Raw genomic sequence first — 13,540 nt, 5'->3', positions numbered from 1 at the left:
AGTAAGAAATTTGTCAAAATCCTTACTTAAGGATTTTGGGCGTCCCGCGCATTGGCTACGGTCCCACCCATGACCACCCGCCCCGCCAAGCACTCCCTCACCCTCCACGGCCACCGCACCTCGGTCTCGCTGGAACCCGAATTCTGGGACGCCTTCCGCGCCATCGCGCTTGAAAAACAGACCCCCCTCAACGCGCTCGCCGCCGAAATCGACGCCGCGCGTCGCGGAGACGAAGGCCTCGCCTCGGCCATCCGCGTCTTCTGCCTGAACCATTACCGGAGCTCCTGATGCGCGCCGCCGTCCTTCGCACCTACCGCGAACCCCTTAGCCTGGAAACCGTCGCAGACCCCGGCTGCGAACCAGATGGCGTGGTCCTGAAAACCCTCGCCTGCGGCATCTGCCGCAGCGACTGGCACGGCTGGGTGGGCGAACACCCCAAGGTTAAACTCGGCGATATCCCCGGCCATGAATACTGCGGCGAGGTCGTGGTGGCCGGACCGCTGGCCAAATGGCGCAAGGGCGACCGGGTCATCGCCCCCTTCATCCTCGCCTGCGGCGACTGCCCGGAGTGCCGCTCGGGCCAGACCACCACCTGCCGCTCGCAGCGCGTCCCCGGCTTCGGCGACCGCGGCGCCTATGCCGAATATGTCTCGGTCCCCCATGCCCACAACCTGACCCGTCTGCCCGAAAGTCTCTCCCCCGCCCTTGCCGCTGGGCTCGGCTGCCGGGTGACCACCGCCTTCCACGCCTTGACGGGCCGCGCAGCGCTGCAGGCGGGCGAATGGCTCGCCGTCCACGGCACCGGCGGGATCGGGCTCTCATGCCTCCTGATCGGCAAGGCTCTAGGTGCGCAGGTCATCGTCGTCGACGTCGTACCCGAGAAGCTCTCCCACGCCCTGAGCCTCGGCGCCGAGGCCGCACTCGACGCCCGTGACGGCGACGTCGCCGCCAGGATCATCGAGCTGACCCAAGGTGGCGCGCATGTCAGTGTCGAGGCGCTGGGGATCGAAGCCACTGCCAACAACTCCTTGAAATGCCTGCGCCCCCTGGGCCGCCACGTTCAGGTCGGCCTTCCCGTGGGCCACACGGCCCAGATGCAGATCGACATGAACACGCTCTACATGCGGCAACTGTCGGTGTTCGGCACCCGCGGCATGCCCGCCTGGCGCTACCCGACGCTCCTGAGCCTGATCGAGACCGGCCGGATCGACGTCAGCCCCATCGTCGCCCGCACCGTCGCGCTCTCACAAGCCACCGAGGAACTGAAAGCCTTCGACGGCCCCACCGCCCCCGGCGTCGCCGTCATCACCGATTTCGCCAGCTAACCGGCCACGCGGGACAAAGTCACCGCCAGGTCACCATAACCGGTAAACCGCCGCTCATAGGTCAACCCCAGCCGCCGGGCGCAGTCTTCGGCCTTGGCGTCCAGCGCCGGGTCATCCTTCTGCGCCTGGTAGACGAGCTTGGTGTAGTTGCCGAAATACATGTCCCGCAGCTCGGGGTGGCGGTCCAGGCCCATCGGCCTCCAGACGAAGGCATCGAACTGCCGGACCAGGAAATCGGTCAGGTAGAAGGCGTCGAACTCGGTCTCGGCCCGCGCCGCAAAGACGGCGTTTCCTTCGAAGAAGGCATAGCAATGTGGGCCTTCCACCATCTCGACCCCCAGCCGGTCGCAGGCCGCCTTGAGCAGTCCCCCCGTCCCGCAATCGGCATAGACGACGAAGACTGTCTCATAGGCCCCGCGCGCCGCCGCAACGGCCTCTTCCACCGCCGGGATGATCTTTTCGGGCCAGAGATGCAGCTTTGCCGGCAGGCATTGCAAGTCCATGTGCGCCCAGCCGTTCGCCGCCTTCAGCGCCAGGATCTCATGCGCCAGGGCCCCGCAGGCGATCAGCAGGATGCGACCGACGCGGGCTGGCGCGAGCCCGGTCTCTGAAAGAGTGACATCGTCCATGTGGATTACCGGCTGACCCGGGTCCAGGTCAGGATCACGCTGGCCGACAGCGCCGCGAAGGCCAATGCCGCAAAGGGTACGCCGGTCCACACCGCAAGCCAGATGGTCAATCCGGCCGCCAGGATCACCAGGGCAATCAGTCCAAGGAAATGGGTCAAGGGCATATCATGTCTCCCTGACGCTCAATCTGCGCTTCGGGAAGGCACATGACAAGCCCTTCCCGAATCACAGGGTCGGCATCAGCCGTTCAGCTGGTTGTGCTTGCGGGCGACGAACTGCTTGGCCGTCTCGACCGCCACGGCGGCGTCACGGCAATAGGCGTCGGCGCCGATGGCCTTGCCGAACTCCTCGTTCAAGGGCGCACCGCCCACCAGAACGATGTAATCCTCGCGCAGGCCCTTTTCCTTCATCGTGTCGATCACGACCTTCATGTAAGGCATGGTGGTGGTCAGCAGGGCCGACATCCCAAGGATATCGGGCTGCTCTTTCTCCAGCGCGTCCAGGTACTTCTCGACCGCGTTGTTGATCCCCAGGTCCACGACCTCGAAGCCCGCGCCTTCCATCATCATCGCGACAAGGTTCTTGCCGATGTCGTGGATGTCGCCCTTCACCGTGCCGATCACCATCTTGCCCATGCGCGGAGCACCCGTCTCGGCCAATAGCGGCTTCAGGATCGCCATCCCGGCCTTCATCGCGTTCGCGGCTAGAAGCACCTCGGGGACGAACAGGATCCCGTCGCGGAAGTCGGCACCGACGATGGTCATGCCCGCGACCAGCGCCTTGGTCAGGACGTCATAGGGGGCCCAGCCCCGCGCGATCAGGATATTGACGCCCTCTTCGATCTCTTCCTTGAGACCGTCATACAGGTCGTCATGCATCTGCAGCACAAGCTCGTCATCCGACAGTTCGGAAAGGATGATCTCGTCGTCGTCGGCCATCGGGCGTGCTCCAAAGCGATATTGTCGTGGCCTTGTGCATGGTCGCAAAGCGACAAAGCCACTATTCGGCAAACGACATACACCGGATGAAAGCCGACAGAAAGGCGTCGCCAAGCGGAAAGTTGTGGCGATTGTTCCGCCTTTGTTCTAGATTTATCGGATGTCCGATCCCTCCACCATCCTGCCCGGCCAGCGTCTGCGGGCGCGGGGGGCCGAAAGCAACAGCGCAGGCCGGTTCGAAGCGACCGCCCGCGAAGCCTTCGACGACGGCTGGGACCTGCCCGAGGAGGAGCGGCTGGTCGCGACCGAGGTACGGATCGAACGCCCGCGCTCGGCGCTGACCTTCAACCGCTCGCCCGACGTGCCCTTCGACCGTTCGATCAACCCCTATCGCGGTTGCGAACACGGCTGCATCTACTGCTACGCCCGCCCGACCCACGCCTTCCTCAACCTCTCGCCCGGCCTTGATTTCGAGACCCGCCTGATCGCGCGCCCCGGCATCGCCGAGGTGCTTGAAGCCGAATTGCGTCGCCCCTCTTACCGCGTCGCCCCCATCGCCATCGGCACCAACACCGACCCCTACCAGCCGGTCGAATGCGATCACAGGATCATGCGCGAGGTCCTGCTGGTGCTGTCGGCCTTCCGTCACCCGGTCTGGATCACCACCCGTGGCACGACGATCGAACGCGACATCGACCTGATCGCGCCGATGGCGGCGCAGGGTCTGGCCTCGGCCTCGATCAGCGTCACGACCCTGGACGCCGAGCTTGCCCGCAAGATGGAACCCCGCGCCCCCGCACCCCGCCGCCGGCTGCAGATCATCGAACGGCTGGCGCAGGCGGGCATTCCCGTCCGCATCCAGATCTCGCCCCTGATCCCGGCGCTGACCGACCATGAGCTGGAGACGGTGATGCAGGCCGGGCGCGACGCCGGGGCCACGGCGGCCAACAGCATCCCCCTGCGCTTGCCGCTGGAAGTGTCCGGCCTGTTCCGCGACTGGCTGGAGGCGACCGTCCCCGACCGCGCCGCCCGGGTCATGGGTCGGGTGCGCGAATTGCATGGCGGGCGTGACTATGACCCGGACTTCGGCACCCGCATGCGCGGCCAGGGCCTCTGGGCCGAGCTGATCCACCGTCGCGCCGATGTGGCACGCAAGCGGCTTGGCCTCAATGAAGGGCTACCGGCCCTGCGCGGCGATCTCTTCGCCCCACCGCCACGGCAGGGTGACCAGTTGACGCTGTTCTGACCCGGCGCGGCCAGGCGCAAGACTTTTCGAAAAGTCTTGCCAAAATCCTTCGAAGGATTTTGGCCCCGACCGGACCGGTCAGCCCCGGCGCCCCCGGCGTTCCCGCCGCCCCGCGCCCGCGTCATCCCCGGTCCCGTCCGAGGCCGAGGAGAACCCGCCGAGCTTGGCCTGGATCACCTCAAGCGAGGGGCGGTTGCCCTTGGGCCGGCTTTCCAGCGCGACCCGCATCGCGCGCAGGTGTTCGGGCATCGTGCCGCAACAGCCGCCGATGATCCGCACCCCGGCATCGCGCGCCATCACGGCATATTCCGCCATCAGTTCCGGCGTGCCGTCATAGTGGATGTGGCCGTCGTGGTACTTCGGGATGCCCGCATTGCCCTTGGCGATGATCGGCCGTTCTGTCCCGGTGGCGGCAAAGCCCAGCACCGTCCGCATCAGGTCCGACGCCCCCACCCCGCAGTTCGCCCCGAATGCGATTGGCGGGTTGATCAGGCGTTCCACCATCTCGGCCATCGCCGCCGAGGTCATGCCCATCATCGTCCGTCCTGCGGTGTCAAAACTCATCGTGCCGCACCAGGGCATGTCGGCGCGCAGGGCCGCATCCGCCGCCGCGCGGTATTCCTCGGGCGCCGAGATCGTCTCGACCCAAAGGACATCCGCGCCGCCCTCTTTCAAGGCTTCGGCCTGTTCGTGGAACATCTCCACCGCCAGTTCGTGGGTCAGCGAGCCCATCGGCTCGAAGATTTCGCCCGTCGGACCCATCGACCCTGCGACCACCACCGTCCGGCCCGCCTTGTCGGCGATCTCGCGCCCAAGTTCCGCGCCGACCCGGTTCAGTTCGCGCACGCGGCCTTGCGCGTTGTGCAGCTTCAGCCGCGAGGCATTGCCGCCGAAGGTGTTGGTCAGGAACAGGTCCGCGCCCGAGGCGACGGCATCGCCGTAAAGCTTCCGGATGTTCTGCGGCTTCTCGACGTTCCAGAATTCCGGCGGCTCGCCCGAGGACAGGCCCATGTTGAACAGGTTGGTCCCGGTCGCCCCGTCGGCCATCAGCCAGTCGCGCGCGTTCAGCATCCGGGTCAGCGCGTCGGTCATGGTCACCTTCCTTCAGGCCTGATTGTCCCCCTTCCTCTGCCATGGGTTGCGACGATAGGCAAACCCATATTCCTCATCTTGTCGTGGGGTCCGGCTCATGTTCGCCAACGGCTCGGGGCGGCAGACCCGGCGCCAGATCTCGGCCCCGACCAGCGCCAGCGCCAGCCAGGACGGAGCCGCGATGTAGAGCCGCTGCCAGCGCGGCGCGAAGCCGGACTTGAACTGGTCAAGGCCCCGCATCGCCTCACCGGCGAACCGGCGACCCAAGCGTGCGACCAGGCCCCTTTCCCCGTCGCGCGCGCCGATCGGCACGGCCGCAAGCGACAGGTGGCGGACCCCATCCGCGCGGGCAGCGGCCAAGCCGGCCAGGATCATCAATTGCGCCGTGCCTTCCGGGGCCGCCGGATCGGGGCGCAGCAGGTCCAGCGTCCAGACCGGCTGCCCCTTGATGCGGGCCGCATGAAAGCTGGCAAAGCCCACCGCCATTCCGCCCTGACGCGCCACCAGGACCACCTGGCCCGCCAGGTAGTCCGGGTCAAACCGGCCCATGGCAAAGCCATGCTCGCGCCCCCGAGCCGCTGTCCAGGAGGCGTTGATCCGGGCAAGTTCGGCCCAGTCCGGACTGCGGTCCACCGCGGACACCACGCCCGCCGCCTCGGCCCGCCGCAGCTTGCGGCGCAGCCCGGCGCGGGCCGGGACGTCCAGCCGGAAGGCTTGGGGGTCCAACCAGGCTTCGCGGGCCACCGGCAGCACCCGCAGCCCGGCCCGCCGCGCCCGAACGGCGGATCGCCCCCCCAGCTTGTAAAAGACGGGCCATCGCCCTTCCTTCTGCGCGGCCTGGCGGAACTGCGAAAGGTCCGCCACCGCCGACAGCGCGACCAGCCCATGTGCCGTCCGGCCCGCGACACAGCCCACAGGATGCAGGAAGAGTTCGCCCTGCGCGACCAGCCCCGCCTCGGCAATCTCCGGGGCCGAAACGGGCGGCCTCGTGATCCTCTCCGGTGCGGTATTCCGAGCCTGCAGCGCCACCGCAACGCCAAGCAGCGCAGGCATCGCATAGGCGATCAGCCGCCAGACCACCACCGCGGCCAGCAACCCGGCCTGCGGTTCCTGCGGCAACAGCGCCAACAGAACGATCTCGAACGCGCCAAGCCCCGCGGGAGAGCCCGAGACGAGCCCCGCCCCAAGCGCCAAGAGGAACACCGGCAGAAAGACCGCAAACGACAGATCCCCCGGGATGAGGAGCCAAAGCGCGCACCCGGCCGCGATGCAGTCGACCGTCGCGAGCGCCAGCAGCCGCCCGGTCGTGATCAGGTTCGGCACCCCCGCCCGGCCCAGGGCCAGTGCCGCGGCCAGGCCCAGGACGGCCAAGGCCAGCCCCAGCGGCGCAAACCCCGCAAAGGGCGCGTCCGGCAGGACCAACAGGCAGACGGACGCCAGGATCACCCAGGCCAAAAGGAACGAGCCTGCTACCAGCGCCGACAGCCGCATCGCCGCCACCAGCCCCAGTTCCGGCAGCATCCGCCAGCGCACCAGCGCCCCGCTCAGAACCCCCAGGCCCACGGTCTGCCCGATGGCAATCGCGGCGAACCCGGCGCGTGAGGCGCGGGCCGGATCGATCCCGGTCCGAAGATGCCGGTGCCAGGCCTGGTCATAGCCCGCCACCGCCCAGAAGCTAACGCCAGTCGCGATCATCGCCACGGCCAGGGCACCCGTCCCGATCCCGGCCAGGGCCAAGAGGACCAGTTCAGGATCGATCGCCTGCAGCCGCTGGGCCAGCAGCCCCAGGAACAGGAGGCCGATCCCCGCCGTCCACAACAGGCGCCAATAGACCCGTGGCCCCAGCGCCCCTGCCCCGTCCCGTTGCCGCACCCTTCGCCTCCGACCAATCGAAGGCCCGAAGGTGCACCGGCAGTGCTGGCGGCCCGGTTAACGTATCAAATGCGCGAAAAGAAAAAGCGCGGCAAGCCTATGTCCTGAGGCTTGCCGCGCCACCTCGGGTGGATCGCGCCCAGACCCACGCTGACGAGACCGGCACCTTCCCCAGACTGCCGTGTCACGCAGGTCTTGCTGGAAACGCATTGCCGACGCAGTCTGCGGCGGCGCAGGCGGAACCAGCCTGGCTGCACTCCACCCAAGGGTTGGCTTCAGGCCGTGCAGGCCAGATCGACCCGGAACCCAAAAGCCCGCGCCACCGCGCGAAGCTCGGCCTGGACCATCAGGTGGTCTGGCAGGTTCCCGGCCTTGACGTAGAGCCGCCCGCGAAATCCTGCGTCACCCAACAGAAGGATCAGCTCGATTGCATCAAAACTGGGCCCGATCAGCGGCGCGATCACCAGATCGACGTTGGTCAGGTCGGTGTCCTCTGACAAGAGATCGGCAAAGCAGACTTCCTCCGGGTCAGAAGGCACAGAATGCACGAACGGAGCAAAGGCGGTCTGTGGGCAAATGAACATGTGCGGCTCCAAGGTTTGAGAACTTGCGACAAGCCCGCCCTATGCGGCCTCGCCCCTTCGGCAATGGTTTTGGGGCCAATCTTCTTTGCCCCATGACGCCCTGCAGGAGGTGAGGCCTGGCAAGGTCACTTGGGGTAACGGTCGGCGATCGACACTATTCCGCGATTAGCGAAAAAAATCTGCGCTTGCCCGACGCAAACAGGTTCGGGCCTTTCCGAAGTTCGGTTGGCGCAGGCATTCTATGGATACAAGCCACATGCGCCCATCGGATTCCAACGGGTTCCTGGTGGCTGGGAAGATGTCCAGCCCGGCACGTCCCTGATCCTCGCCCACCGGTCAGCCGGCGTGGCAACGACCAGCAGAGGTGGCAGAGGCGGAAACCGATACCAGCCTTATCCTACGGCACCGCCCAATCCTGCGGCACCGCCAAGGGTCTGGCGCACATAAAAAACCTGCGTGCTGGCACCAGCACGCAGGCCTTCAGGTCTGGTTCAGACTGACTTGGTCTCAGACTTCGTTCAGAAGCTGGGCCTTGGCGACCGGCATCAGCTCCTTCATCTTGGCGCGCACCTCGTCGGCGCTGGCCTTGCCGGCCAGATCGGCCACGACCTTGCGCACCACGTCCTCGTCGCCCGCTTCCTCGAAATCGGCGCTGACCACCTCGATGGCATATTCCGCCGCCGCGTCGTCCGCCTTGCCCATCAGGCCCGCCGCCCACAGCCCCAACAGCTTGTTGCGCCGCGCCTCGGCCCGGAACTGCATCTCGCTGTCATGGGCAAACTTGGCCTCGAAGGCGTTTTCGCGATCGTCGAACGTGGTCATGGGCTCCCCCAAAATCATGGAAATCTGGTCTGGCGTTGTCACCCATATGCCCATCCCGCCCCTTTCCCGCAAGCCCCCTTCGGGCGGCCGGGGCGGCTCGCGCCTTGCGGGTATGGCCCCCTTGGACTATAGGCCAAGGAAAGCGGCAGGAAGGATCGCCCTTCGTCCCCGCACCCCCGGATGATGTGAACCATGGCACGGCGCAAGAAGGTCTACGAAGGCAAGGCCAAGATCCTGTATGAAGGCCCCGAACCCGGGACCCTGGTTCAGTATTTCAAGGACGACAGCAGCTCATCCGTGGCCGCCCCCTCGACGCTGGAGGGCAAGGGCGTCCTGAACAACCGCCTGTCCGAATTCTTCATGTCCGGCCTGAACCAGATCGGCGTGCCCACGCATTTCATCCGCCGACTGAACATGCGCGAACAGCTGGTGCGGATGGCCGAGATCGTGCCGCTGGAAATCGTCGTGCGCAACTTTGCCGCAGGCCCGCTGACCGAACGCCTGGGCATCCCCGAAGGCACCCAGCTGCCGCGCCCCATCGTCGAATACTACTTCAAGGACGGCAAGCTGAACCTGCCTCTTGTGGCGGAAGAACACATCGTCGCCTTCGGCTGGGCCAACCAGCAGGACCTCGACGACATCGTGGCGCTGTCGCTGCGGGTGAACGACTTCCTGTCCGGTGTGATGATGGGCGTGGGCATCCGTCTGGCCGATTTCCGGATCGAGGTCGGTCGGATCTGGGAAGGCGACTTCATGCGCCTGATCGTGGCGGATGAGATCAGCGCCGACAGCTGCCGTCTTTGGGACCTGCGCCAGCCCGAACGCCCCGACGGCACGGTCCCGGACCCGCAACCCCTGGCCGATGTCTACACCGAGCTGGCCCGGCGGCTGGGCGTCCTGCCCTCGAACGTCACCCACCAGATGAAGCCCACGCTGATCAACTGAGGTGGATTGCGGCGATGCATCTTGCCGACCTGCACGGGTTTGCAATTGCAGCCAAGAAGGCGACCTACGTTGGGGGTGGTGCCAAACAGGCATCCAGCCGATCCGGGTCGCACGATCTTGGATATGCTTCGGGTGACTGGAGATACCTCGACTCCTACTTCGGCGGCACGGATTTCCTGGGCCAGGAAGTGATCTGGTTTCAGGCAAAGCCCGTTTGGGCAATGAATTACTATGGGCGCATCCTGCGCGATGACCTGATCGACGGAAGCCGCGCAGCGGACACGCTGCGGGCGGCGCTTGCCTCGGATGGGTCAGAAGGTCGACTGCTCGACAGCCTCGACTGGCAAGGGCCGCACGGGAGCTACAGGATCCGGTCAACCGGCGACATCGCCAACTTCAAGGGACGCGAGACAATTCATTGCGCCGGTGTGCTGGCCTACGAACTCGATTACCAAGGCGGCCTGGTCAAGGCGTAAGCCTTCGGCTGGCATCCGCCTCAGGCCTTGCCCCCCGCCCGCCCCTTCGCTAATGACCGGGCATCCCGCAATCCGGAGGCCCCCGATGAAAGCCCGCGTCACCGTCATGCTGAAGAACGGCGTCCTTGATCCCCAGGGCGAGGCGGTGCGGCATGCGTTGGGGTCGCTCGGGTTCGCGGGCGTGAACGGCGTGCGGCAGGGCAAGGTGATCGAGCTGGACCTGGCGGAAACCGATGCGGCCAAGGCCGAAACTGCGGTCAAGGCGATGTGCGACAAGCTTCTTGCGAACACCGTGATCGAAAGCTACCGGGTCGAGCTTCTCTGACCGGGCGGTGGGCGCTTCGCCCATCCTACGCGTGGGCGCGGAAACGGCAACTGACCTTTAGCCCCCGCCCGTCTGGCAAGGTGCCAAACGCACAGCTTGCGCCGAACAGGCCCGCGATCTCGGCCACGATGGCCAGCCCCAGCCCCGACCCGCCCGCCTGCGCCGCCGCAGCCTGTGGCGCCATCCGCTGCGGTAGCGTCCCGGCCTGCAGCGCCGCCAGCCGGTCGACGGGCAGGCCCGGCCCGTTGTCCTCAACCTCCAGCACCACGCCGTCCGCCTCGACCCGGACCCGCACGGTCACCACCGCGCCGCGCCCGGCATAGGCCAGCGCGTTGTCGACCAGGTTGCGCAACAGTTCCGCCGCCAGCACCGGCTCGGCCAATGCCTCGGCCCGGTCGGCGCCCTCATACCCCAGGTCGATCCCCCGGGCATCGGCGCGCGGCAAGGCCTCGGCTGCCAGTTCGCGCGCCAGTGCCGCCAGGTCGACCGGCCCCAGCGTCAGCCCCGTCGCCACCGCATCAACCCGCGCCAGCGCCAGAAGCTGCGCCAGAACCCGCTCGGCCCGCTCCAGCGCCTGGTCCGCCTTGCCCAGCGCCGCCTCGCCCTGCGCCGGATCGCCCGCCCGCCGCGCGAGCGCCAACTGGGTGCGCAGGGTGGCCAGGGGCGTGCGCAGCTGGTGGCTCGCGTTGCCGGTGAAATGCCGCAGGGCCGCCACCGCATCCTCCAGCCGCCCCATGAAGCTGTTGACCGCCCCGGCCAGGGGGGCTGCCTCGAGCGGCACCGCCTCACGGATCGGGCGCAGATCGTCCGGCGTCCGTTCGGCAATCGCCGCGCCCAGCCGGTCCAGCGGGCGAAAGGCCAGCGTCACCGCGATCCAGACCAGGGCAATGGTGCAGAGCATGAGCGCGAGGATCCGCAAGGCCGACCGGATCAGGATCGTCCGCGCGAGTTCCGACCGCGCCAGCGTCGATTCCGCTACCGTCACCGTGAAGGCCACCGATTCGGACCCGGTCGACACTCGCCGCAGCAGCGTCGCCGACCGGATCGGCACCTCGCCATAACGCCCGTCGGCAAAGCCGATCCCCTCCTCGCCCACCTCGACCAGCGCCAGGTCCGGATACCCCGTCAGGAACTGCCCCTCCGGCGCGTCCACCCGGTAGAAGACCTGGTCCTCGGCGGCCGAGGCCAGCATCTCCAGCGCCGCAAAGGGGATGTCGACCTCCAGCCCGCCGCCTTCGTCCACCGTGACCCGTTCCGCGATGGCCAGGGCCGAGCCCTCCAGCACCCGGTCCGACAGCCCCCGCGCGGTCGCCACCGCCTCACGCCAGGTATCGGCCAGCGCGATCACGCCCAAGGCCGCCGTGGCCAGGCTCAGCCACAGGATCAGCCGCCGCCGCAGGGAATAGCCCGTCACGGCGCGTCCACCGGCTTTTCCAGCAGATACCCCAGCCCCCGCACCGTCCGCAGCACCAGCCCATAGGGCGCGATCCGGCGCCGCAGGCGCGAGGCGTATTGCTCGATCGCATTGTCCGACAAAAGATCGTCCAGCGAGGTCAGCGACTGTACGATCGCCTCCTTCGCCACCACCTTCCCCGCCCGCTGGAAGAACAATTCCAGCAGCGCCCGTTCCCGCGGCGGCAGGTCGAGAACCGCCCCCTCGGCGCTGAACTGCCGGGTGGTCAGGTCCAGCTCCAGCGCCCCCAGCCGCACCACCGAGGACTTCAACCCCGCCTGCCGCCGGAGAAGCGACCTTACCCGCGCCTCAAATTCCCGCACGTCAAAGGGCTTGGACAGGTAATCATCCGCCCCCAGGTCCAGCCCCCTGACCCGCTCCTCCGGCGCCCCCCGCGCCGTCAGGATCATCACCGCGGGCGACGGCTGCCGCGCCCGGATCCGCTTCAACAGGCTAAGCCCGTCCAGCCCCGGCAGGTTCAGATCCAGGATCACCAGCTCGAACTGCTCCGCCAAAAGCAGCGCCTCGGCCCCCAGGCCATCATGCACGCAGTCGACCGCATGCCCCGACCCCGCCAGAAGCGCAGTCAGCGCCTCGGCCAAAGGCAGGTCATCCTCGACAAGCAACAGGCGCATCCCATCCCCCCGCTTGCCAGCCTAAACGACCCCGCCCCCGCGCGGGAGCCGATTTCTTCAAAGAAATCGGACCGGAGTTTTCGAAAACTCCGTTTGAGCCGCAGCCCCACATCAGGCACCCTGCCCCCATGTGGCGCTTCCTCCTTCTCCTCCTCGCCCTGCCCGCCTGGGCCGACCCCGCGCGCTTTCCCGCGCCGGGCACCGAAGACGCTACTCTCACCATCTACTCCACCCTCGACACGCCGCTCGTCGCGCCGCTGATCACCGCCTTCCAGGCCAAAAACCCCGCCGTCACCGTCCAGTACATCGACCTCCTCGCCGCCGAGATCGCCGCCCGCGTCATCACTGAGACCGATGCAGGCCAGCCCACCGCCGATTTCGTCTTCTCCTCCGGCATGGACCTGCAGGTGAAACTGGCGAACGACGGCTACGCCCAGCCCGTGACCGTGCCCCTCGCGCGGGACTGGCCCGACTGGGCCAACTGGCGCGACATGGCCTTTGCTCTGACTTACGAGCCCGGCGTTCTCGTCTGGCACAAGCCCTCTTTCCCCGACGGCCCGCCGCAATCGCGGCTGGAGATGATCGACTGGCTGAAACGACCTGAGGCGAGCGGCAAGATCGGCACCTATGACGTGGCGCGGTCCGCAGTGGGCTACCTCTACCTCGCCCGCGATGCCGAGCATTTCGCCGACATCTGGTCTCTCGTCGCCGCCATGGGCCGCGCAGGGCTGCAGACCTTCCCGACCAGCGCCGAGATCATCGACCGCGTTGCCGATGGCCGTCTGGCGCTTGGCTACAACATCCTCGGCTCTTACGCCGACGCCCGCGCGCGGGAAAACCCCGACCTCGGCGTCGTCCTCCTCAAGGACTTCACCGTCGTGACCAGCCGCGTGGGCCTTGTCCCCCGCGCCGCTGCGCGCCCTGACCTCGGCACCGCCTTCCTCGCCTTCCTCATGGGCCGCGAGGGCCAGACCATCATGGCCGACCGCCTGCGCCTTGCCGCCGTGTCGCTGGAAGTCTCCGGCCAGAACTCCGCCCGCGCGATGGAGGCGGCCTTGGGCGACCAGCTTCGCCCCGTCCCGGTCAGCCCCGGCCTTCTCGTCTACCTCGACCAGTCCAAGCGCGCCCGCCTCCTGGAACTCTGGCACGACGCACTGGATTGACCCCTGCGCCGGGCTGTCAGCTTCCTGACAGCTTT

16 protein-coding genes are annotated in these 13,540 nt (G+C 67.4%); 7 read left to right on the top strand and 9 right to left on the bottom strand.

What is annotated here, in order from left to right:
• The first annotated feature begins 69 nt into the window (after positions 1-69).
• Together AC2EAL_RS19765 and AC2EAL_RS19760 are read left to right on the top strand one after the other, a co-directional pair.
• Positions 70-288, top strand: a complete 219-nt coding sequence (locus tag AC2EAL_RS19765; protein WP_484725952.1) for a ribbon-helix-helix domain-containing protein — start codon at positions 70-72, stop codon at positions 286-288.
• Positions 288-1,325, top strand: a complete 1,038-nt coding sequence (locus tag AC2EAL_RS19760; protein WP_484725951.1) for a zinc-dependent alcohol dehydrogenase family protein — start codon at positions 288-290, stop codon at positions 1,323-1,325. The genes AC2EAL_RS19765 and AC2EAL_RS19760 overlap by 1 nt, the downstream gene beginning before the upstream one ends.
• On the opposite strand, the gene AC2EAL_RS19755 is transcribed toward AC2EAL_RS19760, so the two are convergent.
• The 3 genes from AC2EAL_RS19755 to AC2EAL_RS19745 all read right to left on the bottom strand — a co-directional run bounded on the left by AC2EAL_RS19755 (position 1,322) and on the right by AC2EAL_RS19745 (position 2,892).
• Entirely contained in the window at positions 1,322-1,954 is a 633-nt protein-coding gene (locus tag AC2EAL_RS19755) for a DUF1638 domain-containing protein (RefSeq protein ID WP_484725950.1), read from the bottom strand. The genes AC2EAL_RS19760 and AC2EAL_RS19755 overlap by 4 nt on opposite strands.
• Before the next feature lie 5 nt (positions 1,955-1,959).
• The gene (locus tag AC2EAL_RS19750) at positions 1,960-2,118 is read right to left on the bottom strand and encodes a hypothetical protein (protein WP_484725949.1); all 159 of its coding nucleotides are present in this window, start codon (positions 2,116-2,118) and stop codon (positions 1,960-1,962) included.
• A gap of 75 nt (positions 2,119-2,193) precedes the next feature.
• Entirely contained in the window at positions 2,194-2,892 is a 699-nt protein-coding gene (locus tag AC2EAL_RS19745; RefSeq protein WP_484725948.1) for a corrinoid protein, read from the bottom strand.
• 160 nt (positions 2,893-3,052) lie between these two features.
• Between AC2EAL_RS19745 and AC2EAL_RS19740 the strand changes: the two genes are divergently transcribed.
• Positions 3,053-4,138: a PA0069 family radical SAM protein gene (locus AC2EAL_RS19740; RefSeq protein ID WP_484725947.1), complete on the top strand. Its 1,086-nt coding sequence runs from the start codon at positions 3,053-3,055 to the stop codon at positions 4,136-4,138.
• A gap of 78 nt (positions 4,139-4,216) precedes the next feature.
• Here the strand turns inward: AC2EAL_RS19740 and bmt are convergent, their stop codons facing one another.
• The 4 genes from bmt to AC2EAL_RS19720 all read right to left on the bottom strand — a co-directional run bounded on the left by bmt (position 4,217) and on the right by AC2EAL_RS19720 (position 8,508).
• Positions 4,217-5,230 (bottom strand): betaine--homocysteine S-methyltransferase, encoded by a 1,014-nt coding sequence (bmt, locus tag AC2EAL_RS19735; RefSeq protein WP_484725946.1) that lies wholly within the window; start codon positions 5,228-5,230, stop codon positions 4,217-4,219.
• A 12-nt stretch (positions 5,231-5,242) separates the two neighbouring features.
• Positions 5,243-7,102: a phosphatidylglycerol lysyltransferase domain-containing protein gene (locus AC2EAL_RS19730; protein WP_484725945.1), complete on the bottom strand. Its 1,860-nt coding sequence runs from the start codon at positions 7,100-7,102 to the stop codon at positions 5,243-5,245.
• Between the two features lie 275 nt (positions 7,103-7,377).
• Positions 7,378-7,641, bottom strand: coding sequence for a hypothetical protein (locus tag AC2EAL_RS19725; protein ID WP_484725944.1), 264 nt, complete (start codon positions 7,639-7,641; stop codon positions 7,378-7,380).
• A gap of 552 nt (positions 7,642-8,193) precedes the next feature.
• The gene (locus AC2EAL_RS19720; protein WP_484725943.1) at positions 8,194-8,508 is read right to left on the bottom strand and encodes a DUF1476 domain-containing protein; all 315 of its coding nucleotides are present in this window, start codon (positions 8,506-8,508) and stop codon (positions 8,194-8,196) included.
• Between the two features lie 192 nt (positions 8,509-8,700).
• Here AC2EAL_RS19720 and AC2EAL_RS19715 point away from each other — a divergent pair, with 192 nt between their 5' ends.
• The 3 genes from AC2EAL_RS19715 to purS all read left to right on the top strand — a co-directional run bounded on the left by AC2EAL_RS19715 (position 8,701) and on the right by purS (position 10,254).
• Complete coding sequence (locus AC2EAL_RS19715; protein WP_484725942.1) at positions 8,701-9,453, top strand: phosphoribosylaminoimidazolesuccinocarboxamide synthase; 753 nt, start codon at positions 8,701-8,703, stop codon at positions 9,451-9,453.
• Between the two features lie 14 nt (positions 9,454-9,467).
• The gene (locus tag AC2EAL_RS19710; RefSeq protein WP_484725941.1) at positions 9,468-9,929 is read left to right on the top strand and encodes a DUF5680 domain-containing protein; all 462 of its coding nucleotides are present in this window, start codon (positions 9,468-9,470) and stop codon (positions 9,927-9,929) included.
• 85 nt (positions 9,930-10,014) lie between these two features.
• Complete coding sequence (gene purS, locus AC2EAL_RS19705; protein WP_484725940.1) at positions 10,015-10,254, top strand: phosphoribosylformylglycinamidine synthase subunit PurS; 240 nt, start codon at positions 10,015-10,017, stop codon at positions 10,252-10,254.
• Between the two features lie 25 nt (positions 10,255-10,279).
• On the opposite strand, the gene AC2EAL_RS19700 is transcribed toward purS, so the two are convergent.
• Positions 10,280-11,668 carry a sensor histidine kinase N-terminal domain-containing protein gene (locus tag AC2EAL_RS19700; RefSeq protein WP_484725939.1) on the bottom strand — a complete coding sequence of 463 codons (1,389 nt, stop codon included), beginning with the start codon at positions 11,666-11,668 and terminating at the stop codon, positions 10,280-10,282.
• On the bottom strand, positions 11,665-12,342 hold the full coding sequence (locus tag AC2EAL_RS19695; protein WP_484725938.1) for a response regulator: 678 nt from the start codon (positions 12,340-12,342) through the stop codon (positions 11,665-11,667). The genes AC2EAL_RS19700 and AC2EAL_RS19695 overlap by 4 nt, the downstream gene beginning before the upstream one ends.
• A gap of 128 nt (positions 12,343-12,470) precedes the next feature.
• Between AC2EAL_RS19695 and AC2EAL_RS19690 the strand changes: the two genes are divergently transcribed.
• Positions 12,471-13,505, top strand: a complete 1,035-nt coding sequence (locus AC2EAL_RS19690; protein WP_484725937.1) for an ABC transporter substrate-binding protein — start codon at positions 12,471-12,473, stop codon at positions 13,503-13,505.
• Positions 13,506-13,540: the final 35 nt, after the last annotated feature.

This window comes from Tabrizicola sp. T74 (assembly GCF_057219935.1).
This window is presented reverse-complemented; position numbering and strand designations above follow the sequence as displayed.

Bases quoted from the DNA above. Each gene is read 5' to 3' on its own strand.
- purS (WP_484725940.1), top strand. From the start codon at position 10,015: ATGAAAGCCCGCGTCACCGTCATGCTGAAGAACGGCGTCCTTGATCCC.
- AC2EAL_RS19765 (WP_484725952.1), top strand. From the start codon at position 70: ATGACCACCCGCCCCGCCAAGCACTCCCTCACCCTCCACGGCCACCGC.
- AC2EAL_RS19720 (WP_484725943.1), bottom strand. From the start codon at position 8,508: ATGACCACGTTCGACGATCGCGAAAACGCCTTCGAGGCCAAGTTTGCC.
- AC2EAL_RS19760 (WP_484725951.1), top strand. From the start codon at position 288: ATGCGCGCCGCCGTCCTTCGCACCTACCGCGAACCCCTTAGCCTGGAA.
- AC2EAL_RS19695 (WP_484725938.1), bottom strand. From the start codon at position 12,342: ATGCGCCTGTTGCTTGTCGAGGATGACCTGCCTTTGGCCGAGGCGCTG.
- AC2EAL_RS19745 (WP_484725948.1), bottom strand. From the start codon at position 2,892: ATGGCCGACGACGACGAGATCATCCTTTCCGAACTGTCGGATGACGAG.
- AC2EAL_RS19715 (WP_484725942.1), top strand. From the start codon at position 8,701: ATGGCACGGCGCAAGAAGGTCTACGAAGGCAAGGCCAAGATCCTGTAT.
- AC2EAL_RS19740 (WP_484725947.1), top strand. From the start codon at position 3,053: ATGTCCGATCCCTCCACCATCCTGCCCGGCCAGCGTCTGCGGGCGCGG.
- AC2EAL_RS19750 (WP_484725949.1), bottom strand. From the start codon at position 2,118: ATGCCCTTGACCCATTTCCTTGGACTGATTGCCCTGGTGATCCTGGCG.
- AC2EAL_RS19755 (WP_484725950.1), bottom strand. From the start codon at position 1,954: ATGGACGATGTCACTCTTTCAGAGACCGGGCTCGCGCCAGCCCGCGTC.
- AC2EAL_RS19710 (WP_484725941.1), top strand. From the start codon at position 9,468: ATGCATCTTGCCGACCTGCACGGGTTTGCAATTGCAGCCAAGAAGGCG.
- AC2EAL_RS19690 (WP_484725937.1), top strand. From the start codon at position 12,471: ATGTGGCGCTTCCTCCTTCTCCTCCTCGCCCTGCCCGCCTGGGCCGAC.
- bmt (WP_484725946.1), bottom strand. From the start codon at position 5,230: ATGACCGACGCGCTGACCCGGATGCTGAACGCGCGCGACTGGCTGATG.